The 19,008-nt window shown below is 32.0% G+C and carries 20 protein-coding genes; 8 read left to right on the top strand and 12 right to left on the bottom strand.

What is annotated here, in order from left to right; translation table 11 throughout:
* The first annotated feature begins 91 nt into the window (after nucleotides 1–91).
* The gene (rsmG, locus tag ACKTSW_RS01125) at nucleotides 92–721 is read left to right on the top strand and encodes a 16S rRNA (guanine(527)-N(7))-methyltransferase RsmG (protein ID WP_408023437.1); all 630 of its coding nucleotides are present in this window, start codon (nucleotides 92–94) and stop codon (nucleotides 719–721) included.
* Here rsmG and ACKTSW_RS01120 read toward each other — a convergent pair.
* The 5 genes from ACKTSW_RS01120 to chrA all read right to left on the bottom strand — a co-directional run bounded on the left by ACKTSW_RS01120 (nucleotide 718) and on the right by chrA (nucleotide 4,678).
* Nucleotides 718–1,344, bottom strand: coding sequence for a low molecular weight phosphatase family protein (locus tag ACKTSW_RS01120; RefSeq protein WP_408023436.1), 627 nt, complete (start codon nucleotides 1,342–1,344; stop codon nucleotides 718–720). The two genes, rsmG and ACKTSW_RS01120, sit on opposite strands and share 4 nt — an antisense overlap.
* Before the next feature lie 2 nt (nucleotides 1,345–1,346).
* Nucleotides 1,347–1,817, bottom strand: a complete 471-nt coding sequence (locus tag ACKTSW_RS01115; RefSeq protein WP_408023435.1) for a DUF6428 family protein — start codon at nucleotides 1,815–1,817, stop codon at nucleotides 1,347–1,349.
* A 48-nt stretch (nucleotides 1,818–1,865) separates the two neighbouring features.
* Nucleotides 1,866–2,195, bottom strand: coding sequence for an ArsR/SmtB family transcription factor (locus ACKTSW_RS01110; RefSeq protein WP_408023434.1), 330 nt, complete (start codon nucleotides 2,193–2,195; stop codon nucleotides 1,866–1,868).
* Nucleotides 2,196–2,274: 79 nt separating this feature from the next.
* Complete coding sequence (locus ACKTSW_RS01105) at nucleotides 2,275–3,507, bottom strand: DEAD/DEAH box helicase (RefSeq protein ID WP_408023433.1); 1,233 nt, start codon at nucleotides 3,505–3,507, stop codon at nucleotides 2,275–2,277.
* A gap of 49 nt (nucleotides 3,508–3,556) precedes the next feature.
* Nucleotides 3,557–4,678: a chromate efflux transporter gene (gene chrA, locus ACKTSW_RS01100; protein WP_408023432.1), complete on the bottom strand. Its 1,122-nt coding sequence runs from the start codon at nucleotides 4,676–4,678 to the stop codon at nucleotides 3,557–3,559.
* A 155-nt stretch (nucleotides 4,679–4,833) separates the two neighbouring features.
* Here chrA and ACKTSW_RS01095 point away from each other — a divergent pair, with 155 nt between their 5' ends.
* A complete protein-coding gene (locus tag ACKTSW_RS01095) occupies nucleotides 4,834–5,469 on the top strand; it encodes a YceI family protein (protein WP_408023431.1) in 636 nt (211 codons plus the stop codon).
* Between the two features lie 60 nt (nucleotides 5,470–5,529).
* On the opposite strand, the gene ACKTSW_RS01090 is transcribed toward ACKTSW_RS01095, so the two are convergent.
* From ACKTSW_RS01090 to pruA, 4 genes are all read right to left on the bottom strand, one after another.
* A complete protein-coding gene (locus ACKTSW_RS01090; RefSeq protein ID WP_408023430.1) occupies nucleotides 5,530–5,892 on the bottom strand; it encodes a hypothetical protein in 363 nt (120 codons plus the stop codon).
* 46 nt (nucleotides 5,893–5,938) lie between these two features.
* A complete protein-coding gene (locus ACKTSW_RS01085) occupies nucleotides 5,939–6,850 on the bottom strand; it encodes a glutaminase (protein ID WP_408023429.1) in 912 nt (303 codons plus the stop codon).
* 118 nt (nucleotides 6,851–6,968) lie between these two features.
* On the bottom strand, nucleotides 6,969–7,364 hold the full coding sequence (locus tag ACKTSW_RS01080; RefSeq protein ID WP_408023428.1) for an RDD family protein: 396 nt from the start codon (nucleotides 7,362–7,364) through the stop codon (nucleotides 6,969–6,971).
* A 119-nt stretch (nucleotides 7,365–7,483) separates the two neighbouring features.
* Nucleotides 7,484–9,109 (bottom strand): L-glutamate gamma-semialdehyde dehydrogenase, encoded by a 1,626-nt coding sequence (gene pruA, locus ACKTSW_RS01075; RefSeq protein ID WP_408023427.1) that lies wholly within the window; start codon nucleotides 9,107–9,109, stop codon nucleotides 7,484–7,486.
* Between the two features lie 140 nt (nucleotides 9,110–9,249).
* Between pruA and ACKTSW_RS01070 the strand changes: the two genes are divergently transcribed.
* From ACKTSW_RS01070 to ACKTSW_RS01055, 4 genes are read left to right on the top strand one after another with little or no spacing between them, the layout of a single operon-like run.
* Nucleotides 9,250–9,966, top strand: a complete 717-nt coding sequence (locus tag ACKTSW_RS01070; protein WP_408023426.1) for an NRDE family protein — start codon at nucleotides 9,250–9,252, stop codon at nucleotides 9,964–9,966.
* A gap of 30 nt (nucleotides 9,967–9,996) precedes the next feature.
* On the top strand, nucleotides 9,997–10,671 hold the full coding sequence (locus ACKTSW_RS01065) for a hypothetical protein (RefSeq protein WP_408023425.1): 675 nt from the start codon (nucleotides 9,997–9,999) through the stop codon (nucleotides 10,669–10,671).
* A gap of 7 nt (nucleotides 10,672–10,678) precedes the next feature.
* Nucleotides 10,679–12,388 carry a hypothetical protein gene (locus ACKTSW_RS01060; RefSeq protein WP_408023424.1) on the top strand — a complete coding sequence of 570 codons (1,710 nt, stop codon included), beginning with the start codon at nucleotides 10,679–10,681 and terminating at the stop codon, nucleotides 12,386–12,388.
* Nucleotides 12,389–12,393: 5 nt separating this feature from the next.
* Nucleotides 12,394–13,722, top strand: a complete 1,329-nt coding sequence (locus ACKTSW_RS01055) for a hypothetical protein (protein ID WP_408023423.1) — start codon at nucleotides 12,394–12,396, stop codon at nucleotides 13,720–13,722.
* Here ACKTSW_RS01055 and ACKTSW_RS01050 read toward each other — a convergent pair.
* The 3 genes from ACKTSW_RS01050 to ACKTSW_RS01040 are packed head-to-tail and all read right to left on the bottom strand — an operon-like array spanning nucleotide 13,719 to nucleotide 16,501.
* Nucleotides 13,719–14,831, bottom strand: coding sequence for a DUF3667 domain-containing protein (locus ACKTSW_RS01050; RefSeq protein ID WP_408023422.1), 1,113 nt, complete (start codon nucleotides 14,829–14,831; stop codon nucleotides 13,719–13,721). The genes ACKTSW_RS01055 and ACKTSW_RS01050 overlap by 4 nt on opposite strands.
* On the bottom strand, nucleotides 14,831–15,217 hold the full coding sequence (gene apaG / locus ACKTSW_RS01045; protein ID WP_408023421.1) for a Co2+/Mg2+ efflux protein ApaG: 387 nt from the start codon (nucleotides 15,215–15,217) through the stop codon (nucleotides 14,831–14,833). The genes ACKTSW_RS01050 and apaG overlap by 1 nt, the downstream gene beginning before the upstream one ends.
* Before the next feature lie 51 nt (nucleotides 15,218–15,268).
* Complete coding sequence (locus tag ACKTSW_RS01040; protein ID WP_408023420.1) at nucleotides 15,269–16,501, bottom strand: type IX secretion system plug protein; 1,233 nt, start codon at nucleotides 16,499–16,501, stop codon at nucleotides 15,269–15,271.
* A gap of 162 nt (nucleotides 16,502–16,663) precedes the next feature.
* Here ACKTSW_RS01040 and ACKTSW_RS01035 point away from each other — a divergent pair, with 162 nt between their 5' ends.
* Both ACKTSW_RS01035 and ACKTSW_RS01030 read left to right on the top strand, forming a co-directional pair.
* A complete protein-coding gene (locus ACKTSW_RS01035) occupies nucleotides 16,664–18,016 on the top strand; it encodes a Na(+)-translocating NADH-quinone reductase subunit A (protein ID WP_408023419.1) in 1,353 nt (450 codons plus the stop codon).
* Nucleotides 18,017–18,019: 3 nt separating this feature from the next.
* On the top strand, nucleotides 18,020–19,008 hold a 989-nt coding region (locus ACKTSW_RS01030), incomplete at its 3' end, for an RnfABCDGE type electron transport complex subunit D (RefSeq protein ID WP_408023418.1).

Raw genomic sequence — 19,008 nt, 5'->3', positions numbered from 1 at the left:
AGACTAACTTTTTAACTAGATTAATATCTTTTATATAAAAATTAACAAAACCAATTAGTTTTTTATTTTTGCAACGGAAAAAAATCACTTCATGAAACTTATAAAAAAATACTTTAACAATTTATCGGAAGAACAATTAGAACAATTTTCTAAGTTGCAAGAATTATATAAAGATTGGAACTTAAAAATTAATGTTGTTTCTCGAAAAGATATAGATGAATTGTATTTGCGTCATGTATTACATTCGTTAGGAATAGTAAAGGTAATGGAGTTTAAGGCTGGGGCTAAAGTCATGGATGTAGGTACAGGTGGTGGTTTTCCAGGAATTCCGTTAGCAATTTTATTTCCAGAGACACAATTTCACTTGGTAGATTCTATTGGAAAAAAGATAAAAGTGGTAAATGAAGTTGCTGAAGGGTTAGGTTTACAGAATGTAAAAACTACTCATGGCCGTGTTGAAGAGGTAAACGACACGTACGATTTTATTGTAAGTAGAGCAGTGGCACAAATGGAAACATTTCATCGTTGGGTAAAAAACAAAGTGCATAAAAAGCAAAATCATGCACTTAAAAATGGGATTTTATACCTTAAAGGTGGCGACTTAAGTGAAGAACTTGCGAACTTCCCAAAAGCCACCATTTATAATTTACCCGATTTTTTTGAAGAAGATTTCTTTGAAACCAAAAAAGTAGTGCATCTACCAATAAAATATAGAGGTTAAAATTTTATAGAGGAGAACACATAGTGCATTTCAGCTGCAATTTGTAAGCTTCTTTCTAAATATTTTTGTTTTTCATTAGGAGTTCCATCAAATAATTTTGGATCTTCATAAGTAACCGACACTCTTTTTTCAGCTCCAGCAATGAAAGGGCAACCTTCATCAGCTTGTGAACAGGTCATGATAGCACAAAATGCAGAAGCAGGGTTAAATTCATCGTCAAATTTCTTAGAGAACCCTATAATTGGAGATATGTTTTTTGCGTACTTTATAGAATGAACAGCATTTTTTCCGTTAGATAGCTGCTGAATATGAAATCCGTTAGAAACTAAGGTGTCAATAACTGTTGAGTTTATAGCAGTGGCTTCTGTTCCTCCTGAATAGCTATATACATTTGGAATTTGGTAATAATAAGCCATGGTTTGTGCCCATACTTGCGATAAATGACTTCGCCTTGAGTTATGTGTGCAAATAAAATTTAGGTTTATAGCCTCTTTATTATCAAGTTTCTTCTGAGTGTATTGAATAAGAGGCTGTAAAACTTCTTTGCGTTCTTCTGAAACAGTAGGTAAACTTGAAAGAGTTTCTTGTATCTCAGAAAATAAAAATGAGGTTAGTGTTTTCATGCTTAGCAACATCCTGAATTTGGTTCACACGTTGTTTGTTTTTGTAAATCTGATAATTTTACTCTAGGTTTTTCTGTTGGAATACCACAATTATCTTTCGCTAAACAATCGGTTTGTTTCGTAGTTAATAAGAAGTTGGTTCCGTCAAAACCCAATCCGTATTTACCAATCGTGCTTCCTTGGTATTCAACTTCAATTTCTAATTCTGTAGGAATGTTTAATACTTTTTCTGATAACTCAATGATATGAATTAACTTCTCTGGATGTAAACGATGATCATAGTCATTAGCATTCCATAATTGAAAATTCACGACTTCTTCATTTCTAACTACACCGCCACAATCGATAAAGTTTTTGGTGATTTTTCCTACTTCTGTTACATGAAAATGATTAGGAACTAAGCTACCGTCAGGTAATTGAAAAGCAATAGTTTTTAATGTGCTTAAATGTTGTTTGATTTCTGATAGTTTCATGGTATTTGTGTCTATTGTAATATTGCGATTAATTTAATTAAATTTTTTTTAGCAACAATTTTGATTATTCATGTCAAGATTTAAAAAAGTAGAAAGTAATGTTTTAATTTCTTTCCATGTGGAAGGGTTAATACAATAACAGACACTAGTTCCGTCAATAGTACCTTTGATAATGCCAAGTTTTTTGAGCTCTTTTAAATGTTGTGAAATAGTAGGTTGTGCCAAACCTATCTCATTTACCAAATCACCACATACACAAGAATTCAATTTAAACAAGTGTTGTAAAATAGCAATACGGGCTGGATGCCCTAATACTTTTGCAATACTAGCTAATTGGTTTTGTTCTTCAGTGAATATTTCAGATTTGGTTAACCCCATTGTTTAATTATTACATTGCAATATTACGATTAATAAATAAAAACCACAACATTTTATCTTGTTATTTTTAATAAAAGGTTTAATACCAGCGTTTTTTCTTCTTTTTTGAAGCTTCTGATTTTCTTCCTTTTTTGTGTTTACTAACAGTATTGGGTTGTTTTTTAGGCTTAGGTTTTGCTAAAGGAAATGGATGGTCTTCTACAATTTTTATAGTTCTATCCATAAATTCTTGAATAGCTTTGATGTAAGAAGTTTCATCAGTGCTACATAACGAAAAGGCAATTCCAGATTTACCAGCTCTACCTGTTCTACCAATTCTATGTACGTAGGTTTCAGGAATGTTTGGTAAATCAACATTAATTACTGCGTCTACCTTGCTAATGTCAATTCCACGAGCAGCAACATCAGTCGCAATTAAAATGTTGGCTTTGTTATTTTTAAAATCTTCAATAGCTTGGTTACGTAAATTTTGTGATTTGTCACCGTGTACGCTGGTAGCTTTATAGCCGTTCTTTTGAAGTGTTTTCTCTAACTTATCAACCCCAAATTTGGTACGACGAAATATAATAATACGACCTTTTATGGTATTGCGTAATAAGTGCAAACACAAATCGACCTTATGTTTTTTTGGTGTGTAATACAGCAACTGTCCAATGTTTGTTGAAGTAGTTTCAGTAGGTGAAATATCTACCTTTTCAGGATTGCGTAGCATTGATTTTGCTAAATCACTTACCTTATCGGGTATCGTTGCAGAAAAAAGTAAGGTTTGCTTTTTACGCGGACATAATTCTTCAATCTTTTGAACGTCTTCAATAAAGCCCATGTCTAACATCAAGTCAGCTTCATCTAAAACAAAAGTTGTTAGCTGGCGCACATCAATGCTTCCTTGTTTGTGTAAGTCAATAAAACGACCAGGAGTAGCAATTAAAATATCAACACCTTTTTCTAGAACGTCTTTTTGTGGTTGTGTAGGCACACCTCCGTAAACAACGGTAGTTCTTACATTGGTATATTTACTATATGTTTTACAGTTTTCTTGAATTTGAATAGCCAATTCACGAGTTGGACTTATAATCAATGTTTTTATTTTTTTAGCTCTTTTTTCTACATCAGCTTCTTTGGAAAGTTCATGAATAATAGGCAATGCAAAAGCAGCCGTTTTACCTGTACCCGTTTGTGCAGCTACAATTACATCTTTTTTAGCTAATACTAACGGAATTACTTCTTGTTGTACCAAGGTTGGTTTATGGTGTCTTTCTTCAGTAAGAGCTTTTAAGATAGATTTGTTAAGGTGTAGGTCTGAAAACTGCATTCAATTATTTTTTTGCAAAGGTAGGTTAAAACGAATGATATTACAGGGTTTAGCAATAAGTTAAGATATAACCTAAAAGCGCACCTCCTAAAACAATAAATGCACTGTTTAATTTTTTTAAATAAAAAACAGCGAGTAGGCTTATAATAGCAATAACAATAGTACGCCAATCAGTTATGGCATCTTTTGCCATTTCAAAACAGACAGCAATTATCAGAGCCACGGCAGCTACATTTACAGCATCTAAAATAGCACCAATAAGCTTCGATTTCCTCATTTTAGGAATCAATGGGTTTAAAACTAAAACAAAAAAGAAAGATGGTAAAAATATCCCTATGGTAGCAGCAAGTGCGCCAGTTATTCCATTCATTTGCCAACCAATAAAAGTAGCGGTAGATAAAACAGGTCCTGGAGTTATTTGCCCTACAGCAACGGCATCTATTAGTACTTGTCTTGAAAGCCATCCGTTAGCAACTAATTCTGCATCTAAAAAAGCAAATAACACATAACCGCTTCCATATAAAATTGCTCCAACTTTTAAAAAGGTTAATAAAATTTTCAGATTGTTGGCTTGAAGCGTTTCACTTGCCTGAAATAGAAAAAAGGGAAGTATGCTGGTTAAATTATTACGGTTTTGGTTGAAAAAATAGAGTAACGCACCTAGTAAACCACAGCCAAACAAAGCTGCTATTTCGTTAACACCTAAAAGGCAGGCAACTAAAGTGATTAATCCTAAAATAGCTAAAGATGTATTTTTTACGGCTTTTTTACCTAATCGATAAGCTGCCATAACAATAATGGCAATTACTGCGGGTTTTATTCCGTAAATAAAAGGTTCAACTTTAGGAAGCTGACCATATTCTTGGTATAACCATGCTACTATTGATGTAATTACTACGGCAGGAAAAATAAAACAAAAGCCAGCGACAATTAACCCTTTCCAACCAGCTCTTTCATGTCCGCAATGCATGGTCATTTCAGTAGAGTTGGGTCCAGGTATTAAATTAGTAGCTCCCATTAAATCTAGAAAATGTTGCTGAGTCATCCATTTTCTTTTTTTAACAACTTCATCTTCCATCATGGCAATATGCGCAGCAGGTCCACCAAAAGCAATACAACCTAGTTTAAAAAATAATTTGGCGACTTCTTTAAGTTGAGTTTTTTGTGACATTTTAAAATGTTAGAAAAATAGACTTTAGTAGTTTTTGGAGGTAAATTTAAATAAAAGTACACTGGTTAAAGCTTTTTTACACTTTTTTGACAATTGATTTACACTTTTAACGGAAGGTTACAATAGTTTTGATGAAAACTTTAAATACGAATATTATGAAAACCATTAAAAATAGAATTTTGTTAGTTGGGGCGTTATTAACTATTGTTTTGATTAGCGGGTTTGCTAAAAGTACTTCAACAGTTACAACAAAAGAAAAAAAGGAGGTAACCGAAGTTGTAAAAAACAAGACGATTAATATGTTTGTAACACACGGACATTGTAGTACACCATTTGGAGGTATTGTAGACAATTTAAAAGTAGCTATTCCTGTACGAATGGATGCTGGAAATCCGTTAGAAAACATGCGTATTTCTTTTGAAGTTGATCCAAACTCATTTAAAGCGTGTAGAGGTGATGTGGCTGATTTAACCAAAAGAGTTAAAACCAAAGGAGTATTTATTAGCGATAACAACGAAAAAATAAGGTTTAGAACTACGAATGTGTATGTGATGGGAGTAGATTGGTATCAAATTAATGGGATTATGTCTATTAAAGGGGTTGAAAGAGAGGTGAAGTTTTTTGCAACTGGAATTAGAAATTCATACGAAAGTATGTCTAGCGAACTGGTATTACAAGGGCAAGTAAATTTATTGGATTGGGGGATTGATTATGATAAGTTAGTAAACGGACAGTCATCAGATGTTCCTACCAAATGGTTGTATTTGAATATGAAAATTGAGTTGAGTTAAAGATTTAAAACTTAAAAGCGTGCAATATTTCTATTAAATATTGTACGCTTGTGTTAACTTTTAATTTCTTTCGATAAATATTTCTATTGAATTTGTTTCAATTTTTTTCCCAAACAAATAACCAATCATAAGACTGTGTTTTCTTAAGATTAATGAATTCTGTCCTTTAAATTCTATTTTATAATTACCTCCTTTGTTAACGGAAAAAGAAAATATTCTTTTAGTTCTTTTTCTTTTATAGTAAGATTGAGATTTCAATGTTGCTTCTTCAGGTTTAATTACTTCTTCTCCATTGACCTTAGATAACAAAAAATTAAAACTTAATAAATCAACATACCACCCACCTATAAGATAAACATCATAAACTCCCATAGGTAAATTTATAGTTTTTTCATTTTCATAAATATTAATTGGTCCAATCAACGTTCCTCTTTTTAGCGAAATTAATTCAAATGGGGTTAATATAAAACTAAAAAATAGACTGTTCAGAAAGCGTAGTAAACTCTTCCAAAAAGCGCATACCTCTGTAGGAATTTCCTTTTTTGTTCAATTTAGGGCTCCATACTGCAATCGCATACTGGTTAGGATGTATGGCAATAATTCCTCCACCAACACCACTTTTTCCTGCAAGCCCTACTTTAAAAGCAAATTCACCAGATTCGTCATAAAACCCACAGGTTTGCATCAACGCATTAATTCTTTTCGATTGACTTTTAGTCAATATTTGTTCGCCCTGTCTGGTTTGTCCATTATTGGCTAAGAAGAAAAATAATTCAGAAAGTTGTTCGCACGTCAGTTCCAACGAGCATAAATCGAAATAGAAATCTAGCACTACTTCAGGGTCGTTGTAGATGTTTCCGTAAGACTTGATAAAATTACACAAGGCAACATTTCTGTAGCCTACCGATTTTTCAGAAGCTGCAATTTTAGCAGAGTAGTTGATGTCTTTATTGGTGGAAAGACTTTTAATGAAATTTAATAAATCTTCCTTCGGGTTTACCAAACTACTAATTAAAATATCTGCAATAACAATAGCACCAGCATTGATAAACGGGTTTCTAGGAATACCATTATCCGTTTCTAGTTGTATCAATGAGTTAAAACTATTACCAGAAGGTTCTACACCCAATCTGTCCCAAATAGATTCACCAAGATACTTATACGCCAAACAAAGGGATAACACTTTGGCGATACTTTGAATAGAGAACTTTTCTTGAAAGTTTCCTAAACCAAAATTGGTGTTAGCAACTGTTGAAATATGTACACCAAATTTTTCAGCATCAATCGTAGCTAATTCAGGAATATACGTAGCTAACTCACCTACATTCTCAATAGGAGCTATTTTTTGATATACAGTTTCAAGTATTTCTTTGTAATTCATTGTTATTTAAACACTAATATGTGTTAAACGAAATTAGTTGAATTCTGTTTGAAAACAAATAAAAAAGAATTTTTAAATATTCAAATTATTTGAAAAGCTACATTAAAAAGAGAGTTGTTTAATTGTCATAAACAACAACTGAGTTTACAATTGAATCGTGAATTGCTTGTTTATTTTTATTAGTTGAAACAGTAAAAAAAGAAGCCCATCCAAGAGTTACTTTTACTAAAAATCTAATAAAGGCTTGGCCAAAATTAATTTTCTTTCCGTTGTCTAGTTTTTGAATCCTTATATTACTTATTTTATGGCCAGCAGTAGAGCCTAAAAAAGAAACCATTAAAGGTTCATATAAAATAAAGATGAATGCAAAAGCAATCATTTTGGCATAGTCGGGTATTTTTTCAAACTGAGAGAATAAATCTGTAGTAGTAGCTATAAGTAGAATCACAATAATTGAGTCTATAGAAGCTGCTTTTACTCTAACAAATATTCCTGGATAATTTGTCTTTTCCATATTTTGAGGTCATTTTAATAGCGAAGTTAAAAAAACAGCTTCTAAGTGAAACAAAAAAGCAACCTCATTTGAGGTTGCTTTTAATTTATAGTAAGATTCTTTGTTCGGAATTTCTTTTCTTATCCTAAGAATGGGTAACGGTAATCTACAGGAGAAACAAAAGTTTCTTTAATTAAACGAGGAGATACCCAACGTAATAAGTTTTGAGCAGATCCTGCTTTATCGTTTGTTCCTGAAGCTCTAGCTCCACCAAATGGTTGTTGTCCTACAACAGCTCCTGTTGGCTTATCGTTTACATAGAAGTTACCAGCACAGTTTTCTAAAGCTTTCGTAGCTTCAGCAACTGCGTAACGATCTGTAGAGAATACAGCGCCAGTTAAAGCGTATTCAGAAGTTCCGTCAACTAATTTTAACGTATCAGCCCAATCTGCATCTTCATATACATAAATAGTTACTACAGGACCGAATAATTCAGTTTCCATAGTAGTGTATTTAGGGTTAGTAGTTAAGATAACAGTAGGCTCAATAAAGTATCCTTTAGATTTATCGTAGTTACCACCAGCAAAAATCTCAGCATCCGCATCCGCTTTAGCTTGATCAATATATTTTGCTAACTTATCAAAAGAACCTTCGTGAATTACAGCAGTAATAAAGTTGCTCATGTCTTCTGGAGAACCCATTTTAAAAGAAGCGATATCTTCTTTTACATAGTTTAACGTTTCTTCAGCTAACGATTTTGGTAAGTATACTCTTGAAGCCGCAGAACATTTTTGACCTTGGAATTCAAAAGCACCACGAGAAATACCTGTAGCTACTTGTTTAGCGTTTGCAGAAGGATGCGCAATGATAAAATCTTTACCACCTGTTTCTCCTACAATTTTTGGATATGTTTTGTAGGTGTGAATGTTTTCACCAATCTTTCTCCATAATTCTTTAAATACATAAGTAGAACCTGTAAAGTGGATTCCTGCAAAGTCAGGAGAGGCTAACACTACTTCAGTAATTTCAACTGGATCACCATAAATTACGTTGATAACACCGTCTGGTACACCAGCTTCTTTAAATATATCTACAATTACTTTTGCAGAGAAAATTTGGCTATCAGATGGTTTCCATACTACAACGTTCCCCATCATTGCAGCTGATGCAGGTAAGTTTGCAGCAATTGCAGTAAAGTTAAATGGAGTAATTGCGTATACAAATCCTTCTAACGGACGGTACTCAACACGATTCCAAATTCCGTCATCAGAGTTTGGTTGCTCGTTGTAAATTTCAGTCATATACTCTACGTTAAAACGTAAAAAGTCAATCAATTCACAGGCAGCATCAATTTCAGCTTGATGAACAGTTTTTGACTGTGCAATCATAGTTGCAGCGTTAATCTTTGCACGGTAAGGGCCAGCAATTAACTCAGCAGCACGTAAAAAGATAGCAGCTCTTTGTTCCCATGGCATTTGTGCCCATTCAGTACGAGCTTCTAAAGCATTAGCAATTGCTTTTTCAGCATGTGTTTTGTTTCCAATATGATACTGTCCTACCACATGTTGGTGATCGTGTGGAGGTGTCATATTACGAGTATTTCCTGTTCTAACTTCTTCATTACCGATGTACATTGGTACATCTACAGATCCGTTAAAGTATTCTTTGTATTGTTTTGAAACCGCTTCACGCTCTGAAGATCCAGGAGCATAGCTTTTTACGGGTTCGTTAATGGCAGTTGGTACGTGAAAAAATCCTTTTCCCATTTGTATGTTGTTTGTTGAATTAAATTTCTTTCTTTGTTATTGAAAAAATCTATACTAGACTTTCTTAAATGACAAAGTTACGGTTATTTTAGGAATATTAAAACGGACAAAAGGCTGGAATTATTTAAAAGTAAAACAACATGTGTACGGTAACTTATTTACCTTTAGGGAATAACAACTTTATATTAACTTCAAATAGAGATGAAGATCCGAAGAGAAAAACAATAGCCCCCAAAACATACATTGAAGACGGGGTAAAGCTAACGTATCCTAAAGATGAATTAGCAGGAGGAACATGGATTGGCTTAAGTGAAAAAAAGAGGTTGGTTTGCCTATTGAATGGTGGTTTTACGAAGCATCAAAGAGCCGATTCATACAGAATGAGCAGAGGGGTAATCGTAAAATATTTACTAAAGGTTGATAATCCTGTTGAAATAATTAATCATTTTAACTTTGAAGAAATTGAACCTTTTACCATTGTGTTGGTTAATTGGAAAAGTAACTTAAAAGCATATGAATTGGTTTGGGATGGAACTAAGAAATATTTTCAGGAGTTGAATAATGAGCCTAAAATTTGGTCTTCATCTACATTATATAATGAAGAAATGAAAGAGTTAAGAAAAGAATGGTTTGCTGATTGGTTGTTGAATAACAAAGAATTTAATCAATCTAATATTCTCAAGTTTCATCATGATGAAACAAAAGGTAATCCTGAGATTTCTTTAAAAATGAAACGGAGCTATGTTGAAACAGTAAGTACTACATCAATTATTAAAAAAGAAAACGAAGTTGTGATGGATTACTACGATGTTTATGCAAACGTTGATAAAACAGAAGTTAAAATAACTAATGCTTAAAAAAGGCTTTTATATATTTGCAAAAAAACTATGATGAGTAAAAAATTGCTATTACTATTTTCTTTAATCTCTCTCTTTTTATTTACGAGTTGCTTTGAGTTTGTAGAAGAAGTAACTTTTAATAAAGATGGTTCAGGGAGTGCTGTGTTAACGATTAATTTGAGTAAAAGTAAAACAAAGCTAGCTTCTATGATGTTGTTAGATAGTGTAAATGGTTATAAAGTACCATCTAAAACCACTATTAAAAACAAAATAAATGAAATCGTTGGTAAAATACAGCAAACCAAAGGAGTTCATAATGTAATAAACACATTAAACTTTAATGAGTTTATTGTAACAGTTTCGTGTGATTTTGATAATGTTGAAGCACTAAACAAAGTCATTTCTAATTTTAGTTCAAAGAAACAAGCAGAAGCTGTTAAGAAGAACCAACACTTCAATTTTGATAAGGAGAATAAAACATTTACACGTAGCCATCACTTCAATTTAGGGAAAGAGTTTCAGAAAACAAAAATGCAAGACCGTAAAGTATTTGAAACTGCTACTTACACGAGTGTATATCGATTTGAAACACCTATAAGATCAAGTGCTAATAATAAAGCAAGAATATCACAAAGTAAAAAAGCTATTATGTTGCATTTACAAGCGCAAGATATAATAGCGAACAACCAAACAATAAAAAACAAAATACAATTAGAGAATTAAATTAAGGATGAAAAAAATTATTGCTACGCTACTGCTTTTAAACATAGTTACAGTTGTTAAAGCCCAACGATTAGAGTCTAAGATACCTAACAATGTAGATGTGTTAATTTCTGCCAATGCAGAAAATCTTTTTAAGCTAATAAAAGTATCTGATCTTGATGAGAATGCCATCGGAAAAGAGATTTTAAAAAATATTAATAGAAGGAGAGAAGAAAATAAAGTGTCCTCGGTTGCCAATGTAGGTATAGATATTACCTCGAATGCCTACTATTTTTTTAGTAAAACAGATAGTATTTCGTATCACAACTTTTACGTTGAATTAAATAACAAAGAATTGTTTGAATCAATGTTAAAAAAAAGAGATCAAAAGAAAATTAGAAGAATGGAAGGCTATAGTATTATTGAAGAACGTAATGCTATTAGAATTTGGAATGATAATTTTCTTTTATTTGTTAATGGAGATGTATCTAGAGGGTATTTCTCAATTCATAAAGAACGTTTAGAGAAACTTAAAGAGGAAAAAGAATATGATTATTCATTTAGAAAGAGAATAGGTAAAAGTTGGACCAAAAAATATGCGTTACATCTTTTTAATAATAGCGTTTCTAACTCTATTATTTCTAATAAGAAGTTTCAAAAAAGTAAAAATAAAAATGCTTCAGCAACATTTTGGGTTCGTAATTATGGTATGTTAATGACTAGTTTGTTTAAGTCCTTTGGAGATTCTTTCTACCCTTTGTATATGGAAGGAGATAATCAAAATATCTATGGGATTGAAGAGGTTACAGCAAATTTGTTTTTTGATAAAAATGAAGCAAGGGTTTTATTAGATATGTCGGTTAGTTCGGATATGAAAAACACTTTCAAAAAGATTTATAACAAAAGAATGAGCCGTAATTTGGTAAATAGTTTTGACCATGATAAGGCACTGGCTTTTTGGAGTATTTCTTTAGATACGGAAGAAATGTTAAAACAATATCCAGAAATGATACAAAAAATGTATGGTGGTATTTTACCAAAATATGAAGAGGAAATGGAGATTGTGGGAGATTTATTTTCATTAGTTATTGATGAAAAGGCTTTAGGTGAGTTGGTTACTGGAGATGCTCTTTTGGTGTTGAATGATTTTTCTAAAGAAGAAGTTGAGTATACAACATATAAATATGATAAAGATTATAAACGTAAAGAAGTAACAAAAACTAAAGAGGAATTTATTCCTGATTTTACGTTAATGATAGGCTCAGAAAAAGAAGACTTATTAAAAAAGTTTTTTAGATTAGGAGAGAAACATCAAGCACTAAAAATTGAAAATAACGTTGTAAAATTTACAACTAAAAAGTCTGATATACCATTTAATTTATATTCAGTAGTTAAAAACGATGTATTGTATGTAACAACCTCTCAAAAAGGAGCAATCAACATTGCTAGAGGTACAGAAAAATTCAATAATAAGAAGCATAGTAAAATGGTAAGAAACAATGCAATGGTATTATTTGCTGATGTAAACGCTATTTTAAATAAGATACCTAATAAGTGGATGAGTAATTCTGAAAAAGAAGCAATACATTTTTCTGCCAAACACTTAAATGATGCTGTATTTAGAGTGTCTAGAATGAAAGGAAATACAATTTCTTCTGAATTAAAGCTTTCTACACAACGAGCGGAAGAAAATACGTTAAAACTATTATTAGAATTCATCAATACAGTAGCGAAGTAAGCTAAATGATAAAAAGAATAGCATTAATATTTGCAGTAATATGCTGCATTATAATTACGGTTGGATTTTTTAGATATAATCCAACCGTAATTTATGGAAAAAAAGTACCAACTTCAGCTGAAACGATAGTCTATCTAAGCCTTCGAGAAATAGAGTATAACATACTTCTTAGTTTTTTAAAGCATCCATTTTCTCAGTTAGACGTTAAGAAACCTTCAACCACAAAAGAGGAAAAAAAAACAACTTTGTTAGATGAGGTAGAAGTGCCTAATAGTTTGTTTTTATATACCAATACAAGAGAGTTTAAAGACTTTTATATCAGTAATCCAATATCCGTAAAGCAAAATTTTATAGACGCTTTAAAAGAAGAGAAGTTTATAGCGCAAAATGCTAGTAAGACTACAGTTTATAGCAAAGGGATGATAAGTTGCGTAGTGAAAGATAACTCATTGCAATTGTTGTTAAAAAAACATAAAAAGGCACAAATATCCCCCGAGTTATTATTAACATTAAATCATAAAAGTTATTTTTCTGAAAACAATTTAATTTTTGAAAAAATAAAGAGTAGCGAAGCACCTGTGGCTGTAAGCACTTTAGAAGGAGACTTTTTTGAGTTCGTTGTAGATGGGGGTAGTTTAAGAATTCGAGGTGAATTGAGTAAGGAAAATGACTTATTTAAACCATTTAAAGCGGCATCAGTAGCTAGCTCGATAATAAGTGTGTCAGGAAAGCTAAATACCGAAATAGTGGCTAATGAATTAGATGAAGTTCTAAAGAAAAAGTTTAAAGAGCTTACAACATTGTCGTTAGATTCTATTACGGGTAAATGGGATGGAGTGGTAGAAGGAAACCTTACTTCTTTTATAGAAAAATCAGATACTATTGTAACTTATGAATATGATGATGATTTTAATAAGGTTGAAAAGAAGGAAATTCAGAATACAATAACCCCTGAGGTAACTTTAGAGTTACAAGGAGAAGATTTATGTAGTTATCTAAAAGAAAAAGAAGTGATAAAGAAGGTTGAGAATGAAGATTTATTAACATTAATGCCTTTGTTTACTACTTATAGCTTTTGTAAAGAAAATGGTTTAAAATTTGCTTCCGTAAAGGGACAAAAGTTAATCAAAGAAACCGATGGAAATAATAAGTTTTATTTCCTATTTAATATTACTGACTATCAACAAAAAGATAGAGGTATTTATTCTTTTAAAAGTAAATACCTAAATAAAGTAAATACAATACAACTGTTGGTAAGTAATAACAATCAGTTAAAAGCAGCTGTAGAGTTAAAAGACACTTCAAAAAACTTCTTTTTACAAGTGTTAGATTAATACAAAGCAAAAGCAACAAATGATATTGCTATAGAACCTAAGACAGCAAGTATAAAAAACATGGTGTTGGCTAGTATGTATTTTATAAATGTTTTAAAATACCCTTGGTTGTAAAACCTTTTCATTGCTATAAATAAGTATATCATAAATAGTAGAAAGAAAACAAATAAAAAGCTTTCAGAGTGTTTAAAAAAGTCTATAATATAAAAGATTGAAAAAAGAAGAAAGAGTACAGTTTGTACATGAAACACAAAAACTAAATGCTCTACATAAGTGTATTTTTTCCTAACGTAAATTAGTTTTAAAAACAACGTAAACAAAGGAAGTAATATAAAAAGTGCAATAGAAGCGTAAGAGAGTATTTGACGAAAAAACTTTTTAGTTTCATCTCTACTTAAAAAGACTGAGTTAAAAACCTTAGCACGAGAATACCAAAAACGATTGCTGAAATTTTTCTTCACGTTTAAGCTGTCTAAGGCAGCATCAATTGGAAGTTTAGAATTTTCTTTTTGAAACTTCATGAATTTTACAATCTTAAAAGTATCGATGAAGTTTTTTTTACTTGATTTTTGTTCAAAATTATAAGAAAGTTTTGTTGAGTCAAGTTTCTTTAATATCTGTTTAGCTTTTGCAGAATCTTGCTCTTCAAGTTGTTTGAAAACAACATCTTGAATGGAGTCTAGGTCTACTTTAACATTGCTTTTAAGGTCTCCATTTAGATTAATGGGTAAATTGTTATTAGTTGATTTTCCTATTCTTAATTCTTCAAATTTCTTATAGCTATCAGTCAGGCTAATAATTAAAAAAAATATAATAGAAGTAGCCAAATAAAAGCGAAAAGGATTGGTATATCTAATTCTTTTTCCTTGAATATAATCTTTTGAGACTTTTCCAGGGCTTATGAGTAATGGTATGAGTGTTCTCCAGAATTTTGTATCTAAAGAGAAGAAACCAGCAAAAAGTTCACGAAGAAAAACACTCAAGGTAATTTTTTTACCTCTGTTTTTTTGTCCACATTCAGGGCAAAATTTTTCGTTATGAGTAAAAGGACATCCACAGTTTAAGCAATTAGGATCTCTTATGACTGTAACTTTATTATTTTTTGCCATTAGTTTAGTATAGAAGTAGTTGTTAGTTGAAAAGTAGGGATAATTACTAAAAATTCTTCAAGTGTTTCAGTATTAATCATTTTGTAATTTCCTCCCATAGCTCCAGTTGTAGATAGTAAAAAACAATTAGAACTGTAGCTGTAAATATCATTGGGTTTTAAAGTTGGAGTTTCTCCAACTACGCCTTCACCTTCTACATATTCAGTATAGTTAAGGGCATCGAAAATAACCCAAAAACGTTCCAGTAGTTTTACAGTATCTTTTGATTTGTTTTCTATAGAAATATAGTAACCAAAAGCATAATATTGCTGCTGTCCCTTATAAATAAAGTCCCTATATGAGGTCTTTACAGAGATTTTTATGCCTTTTGTTATTTGTTGAAACATATGATAAAGATAGTTCTTTTTCAGTTTTCAGTCAATTTTTCAGCAAATAGCTCACCTATTTTGGTTAAAATAACCGTTACCTACACCAATAACTCTATCGTAAATTTCACCAAAAGGCTTGTAATAAACAATTACAGTGTACTCGTTTTCTGTTTGATAAAAAGAACCGTCAATTTCATGTAAATTAACCCTATTTTTTTTATCTAAAGTAACATAGCTGTAGTTGTAAAATCCTTGTTTAAAGGGTAGTGTTGTTTTGTATATTTTTTGAGAGAAATCATAGTTCATTTTGTTTTCTTCAGACAATTGGTAATTGTTAAAAGCACCATAAACAAAAACTTCTTTATTTTCAAAAGGCTCAAAAACATCTAAAGAAAAATGAACTAAAGAATAATCGGCTTCAGTATAGTCTCTGTTATCAACAACATCACGTTCAGTAGTTCTCACAACAAATTGTCCATTAATATCAGGGTTGTAGGTATATGTTTTATCTGCCCTAGGTTCATCAGTATAAAGATAGCTATGGTATAAGTTTTTCCGTTCTACTTTGGCAACATTTAAGCTCGAGTTTCTTATAAGCTTAGTGTCAAAATTTAAAAATTCATTTCCGCCCCAAAAATTAGTCTCAACAGTATGGTTATATATTAACTGCTGAGGTTTTATGAATATTGGTTGAAGATTTGTGATAACGGTATTCCAGTCATAATTTTGAAATAAAGAAACGTTTATTTCTTGTGTAGGTGTATTTATCTGTAAACCGGGGTGGTTTATAATGAATTGAACTGTTTGTTGCTTGTTTGTTGTAGTGGCATTTCTACTTCTAAAAGCTGCAACACCTACTGTGGTAATGTCTTCATAAAAAATACAACGTCTAGTAAATACAACGTCATAATTATCGTTGATAACAGAAATTAAATAATTACCACTTTTGGTGATAATCGTATTTTGATTTGGAATTTCTACAGTGTAATGAGTATATGGCTGTAGTGTGTTAAACGAATTCGAAAAATTAATGATTTCATTTTGGTTAAAACCTTCTATGTATTGATTGCTTGGTATGTTACTGGGTTTCCAGTTATGAGTCATGTGCTCAATTTTATATTGGTATTCTTTGCTGTCAGCTTCTAAGTCATCAAAAGATAGTTTTAAAACATCTCCTAAACGAACAATTGGAGCGTAAGAAGTAGGGTTGTTTTTAGGTCGTAATTGTACTGTTTTTATCTTTTGTGAAAAGCAAGAAACAGTTAGTAAAATAGCGATTAATAATAATTCTTTTTTTATCATAATATGACAAAAGTATCAAAATATACGCCAAAGATAGGATTTTTATTTAGAATAAATATAAATAGTAAGAGTTATCAAAGATAAAAATGGTTTTGTTCTAGAAAGGGTTTCAAAATTTTTAAATTTGCGTGTTTTTTAAGAAAATCAAATTAATCAGTTCCTATGTCAAAAGACATCCGTATTAAGAAAGGCTTGGACATCAAGCTAGTTGGTGATGCAGAACAGGTAACTACCGAACTTTCATTAGGTAGTGTGTTTGCAGTTAGGCCAAACGATTTTCACGGCGTTACCCCTAAGATTTTAGCGAAAGAAGGTACAGAAGTAAAAGCAGGAGAAGCACTTTTTTATTCAAAAGGTGATGAGCGCATTTTATTTCCTAGCCCTGTTAGCGGAAAAATTACAGAGATCGTTCGTGGAGCACGAAGAAAAGTTTTAGCAATTAAAATCACTGCTGATGCACAGCAGCAATACAAAGATTTTGGTAAAAAAGATGTGGACACAATGTCTGGAGAAGAGGTGAAAAATCACTTGTTTGCTTCAGGCTGTTGGCCGTTTGTAAAACAACGTCCGTATGACGTAGTGGCAAACCCTAATCAAGCACCAAAAGCAATTTTTGTATCAGCTTACGCAAGTGCGCCTTTAGCAGCTGATTATGATTATGCGTTAAAAGGAAAAGAGGCAGAGTTACAAGCAGCTTTAACAGCGTTAACAAAACTAACAACAGGTAAAGTTCATGTATCTATTGCAAAAAACTCAACATTATCTCCATTTAAAGATGTAAAAGGAGTTGAGTTGCATAAGGTTTCAGGACCACATCCAGTAGGGAATGTAAGTACTCAAATAGCACAAATAGACCCTATTAACAAAGGAGAAGTTGTGTGGGTAGTTACCCCTCAAGATATAGTAGTAATTGGAGAGTTATTGTTAACAGGTAAGTTTAACATTACCCGTACAATTGCTTTAGCTGGTTCTAAATTTAAAAGACCCCAGTATGTAACTGCTAAAGCAGGAGCACAAGTAGCTGATGTTACTGAAGGGAATTTAGATACGGATAATGCTCGTGTAATTAGCGGTAATGCATTAAGTGGTTTAGAAGTAGGTGAAGACGGTTTCTTAGGGTATTACGACAACTTAATTACTGCAATTCCAGAAGGAGATGATTACGAATTCTTTGGGTGGAATAAACCAATATTTAACAAAATATCTACATCAAGAGCGCTAACTTTTTCTTGGTTAAATCCAAAGAAATCATACGACTTAAACACCAATACCAATGGAGAGCATAGAGCTTTTGTGGTAACAGGTTCGTATGAAGAAGTGTTTCCGTTAGATATTTATCCGATGCAATTATTAAAAGCTTGTATGTACAAAGACCTTGATGAAATGGAAGGCTTAGGAGCTTATGAGATTGCACCTGAAGATTTTTCGATAACAGAATTTATTTGTGTGTCTAAACAACCCCACCAAAAAATAATTCGTGAAGGATTAGATTTAATGAGAGAAGAATTAGGATAAGATATGGGCTTAAAACAAAATTTACATAATTTAAAAGAAAAATATAAAGGTACTAAGATGGCACCTGCGTTTAACGCACTCCACACCTTTTTATATTTGCCAAATGAGACGACTCATGGAGGAACTCATATCAAGGCAGCCGATGATTTAAAACGTACGATGAATATCGTAATTATGGCATTAGTGCCATGTTTAATTTTCGGTATGTTCAATGCAGGTTACCAACATAATCTTCAAATAGAAGCTGTTTCAAATGCAACAGGTTTCTTTTCTGGAGAGTTTTGGAATATGGATAACTTCTTAATAGGTTTAACTAAAATTTTACCATTAGTAGTTGTATCGTATGTAGTTGGTTTAGTAATCGAATTTATCTTCGCTGTAATTAAAGGACACGAAGTAGAAGAAGGTTACTTAGTAACAGGAATGTTAGTTCCGTTAATTGTACCTGTAGATTTACCATTGTGGATGTTAGCAGTAGCAGTAGCTTTTGGTGTTGTAATAGGTAAAGAAGTATTTGGAGGAACTGGGATGAATATCTTAAACCCAGCCTTAACAATTCGTGCATTCTTATTCTTCGCATATCCAACCTGGATGTCTGGAGATAAAGTGTGGGTTGAAGGAGCTGTGGAAGCAGCAGGAACTGCAGATGCTATTTCAGGAGAAACTATCTTAGGAAGTTTAGCGCAATCACAACCATTAAACTATTCAGTTTCTGATATGTTCTTCGGATTTATTCCAGGTTCAGTAGGAGAAACATCAACATTATTAATCTTATTAGGAGCTTTATTCTTAATCTTCACAAAGATTGGAAGCTGGAGAATTATGTTATCTGCAGTAATTGGAGCTTTAGTAATGGGATTCATCTTCAATCAAGTAGTAGATATGGAATGGATTGGTGAAACAAGCAAGTTTTACGGATTAATGAGTTTAGATTTCTGGAAGCATTTATTAATTGGAGGTTTTGCATTTGGAGCTGTATACATGGCAACTGA

The sequence above is a fragment of the Tenacibaculum sediminilitoris genome (genome assembly GCF_964513795.1).
GTDB classification, from domain to species: domain Bacteria; phylum Bacteroidota; class Bacteroidia; order Flavobacteriales; family Flavobacteriaceae; genus Polaribacter; species Polaribacter sediminilitoris.
The sequence above is the reverse complement of the archived record's forward strand: the minus strand, read 5'-3'. Positions and strand labels throughout refer to the sequence as shown.

Excerpts from the sequence above, each read along its gene's own strand:
- ACKTSW_RS01035 (WP_408023419.1), top strand. The coding sequence starts at position 16,664 with ATGTCAAAAGACATCCGTATTAAGAAAGGCTTGGACATCAAGCTAGTT.
- ACKTSW_RS01050 (WP_408023422.1), bottom strand. The coding sequence starts at position 14,831 with ATGGCAAAAAATAATAAAGTTACAGTCATAAGAGATCCTAATTGCTTA.
- ACKTSW_RS01110 (WP_408023434.1), bottom strand. The coding sequence starts at position 2,195 with ATGGGGTTAACCAAATCTGAAATATTCACTGAAGAACAAAACCAATTA.
- ACKTSW_RS01040 (WP_408023420.1), bottom strand. The coding sequence starts at position 16,501 with ATGATAAAAAAAGAATTATTATTAATCGCTATTTTACTAACTGTTTCT.
- pruA (WP_408023427.1), bottom strand. The coding sequence starts at position 9,109 with ATGGGAAAAGGATTTTTTCACGTACCAACTGCCATTAACGAACCCGTA.
- apaG (WP_408023421.1), bottom strand. The coding sequence starts at position 15,217 with ATGTTTCAACAAATAACAAAAGGCATAAAAATCTCTGTAAAGACCTCA.
- ACKTSW_RS01085 (WP_408023429.1), bottom strand. The coding sequence starts at position 6,850 with ATGAATTACAAAGAAATACTTGAAACTGTATATCAAAAAATAGCTCCT.
- ACKTSW_RS01070 (WP_408023426.1), top strand. The coding sequence starts at position 9,250 with ATGTGTACGGTAACTTATTTACCTTTAGGGAATAACAACTTTATATTA.
- ACKTSW_RS01095 (WP_408023431.1), top strand. The coding sequence starts at position 4,834 with ATGAAAACCATTAAAAATAGAATTTTGTTAGTTGGGGCGTTATTAACT.
- ACKTSW_RS01065 (WP_408023425.1), top strand. The coding sequence starts at position 9,997 with ATGATGAGTAAAAAATTGCTATTACTATTTTCTTTAATCTCTCTCTTT.
- ACKTSW_RS01115 (WP_408023435.1), bottom strand. The coding sequence starts at position 1,817 with ATGAAACTATCAGAAATCAAACAACATTTAAGCACATTAAAAACTATT.
- rsmG (WP_408023437.1), top strand. The coding sequence starts at position 92 with ATGAAACTTATAAAAAAATACTTTAACAATTTATCGGAAGAACAATTA.
- ACKTSW_RS01105 (WP_408023433.1), bottom strand. The coding sequence starts at position 3,507 with ATGCAGTTTTCAGACCTACACCTTAACAAATCTATCTTAAAAGCTCTT.
- ACKTSW_RS01120 (WP_408023436.1), bottom strand. The coding sequence starts at position 1,344 with ATGAAAACACTAACCTCATTTTTATTTTCTGAGATACAAGAAACTCTT.
- ACKTSW_RS01080 (WP_408023428.1), bottom strand. The coding sequence starts at position 7,364 with ATGGAAAAGACAAATTATCCAGGAATATTTGTTAGAGTAAAAGCAGCT.
- ACKTSW_RS01055 (WP_408023423.1), top strand. The coding sequence starts at position 12,394 with ATGATAAAAAGAATAGCATTAATATTTGCAGTAATATGCTGCATTATA.
- chrA (WP_408023432.1), bottom strand. The coding sequence starts at position 4,678 with ATGTCACAAAAAACTCAACTTAAAGAAGTCGCCAAATTATTTTTTAAA.
- ACKTSW_RS01060 (WP_408023424.1), top strand. The coding sequence starts at position 10,679 with ATGAAAAAAATTATTGCTACGCTACTGCTTTTAAACATAGTTACAGTT.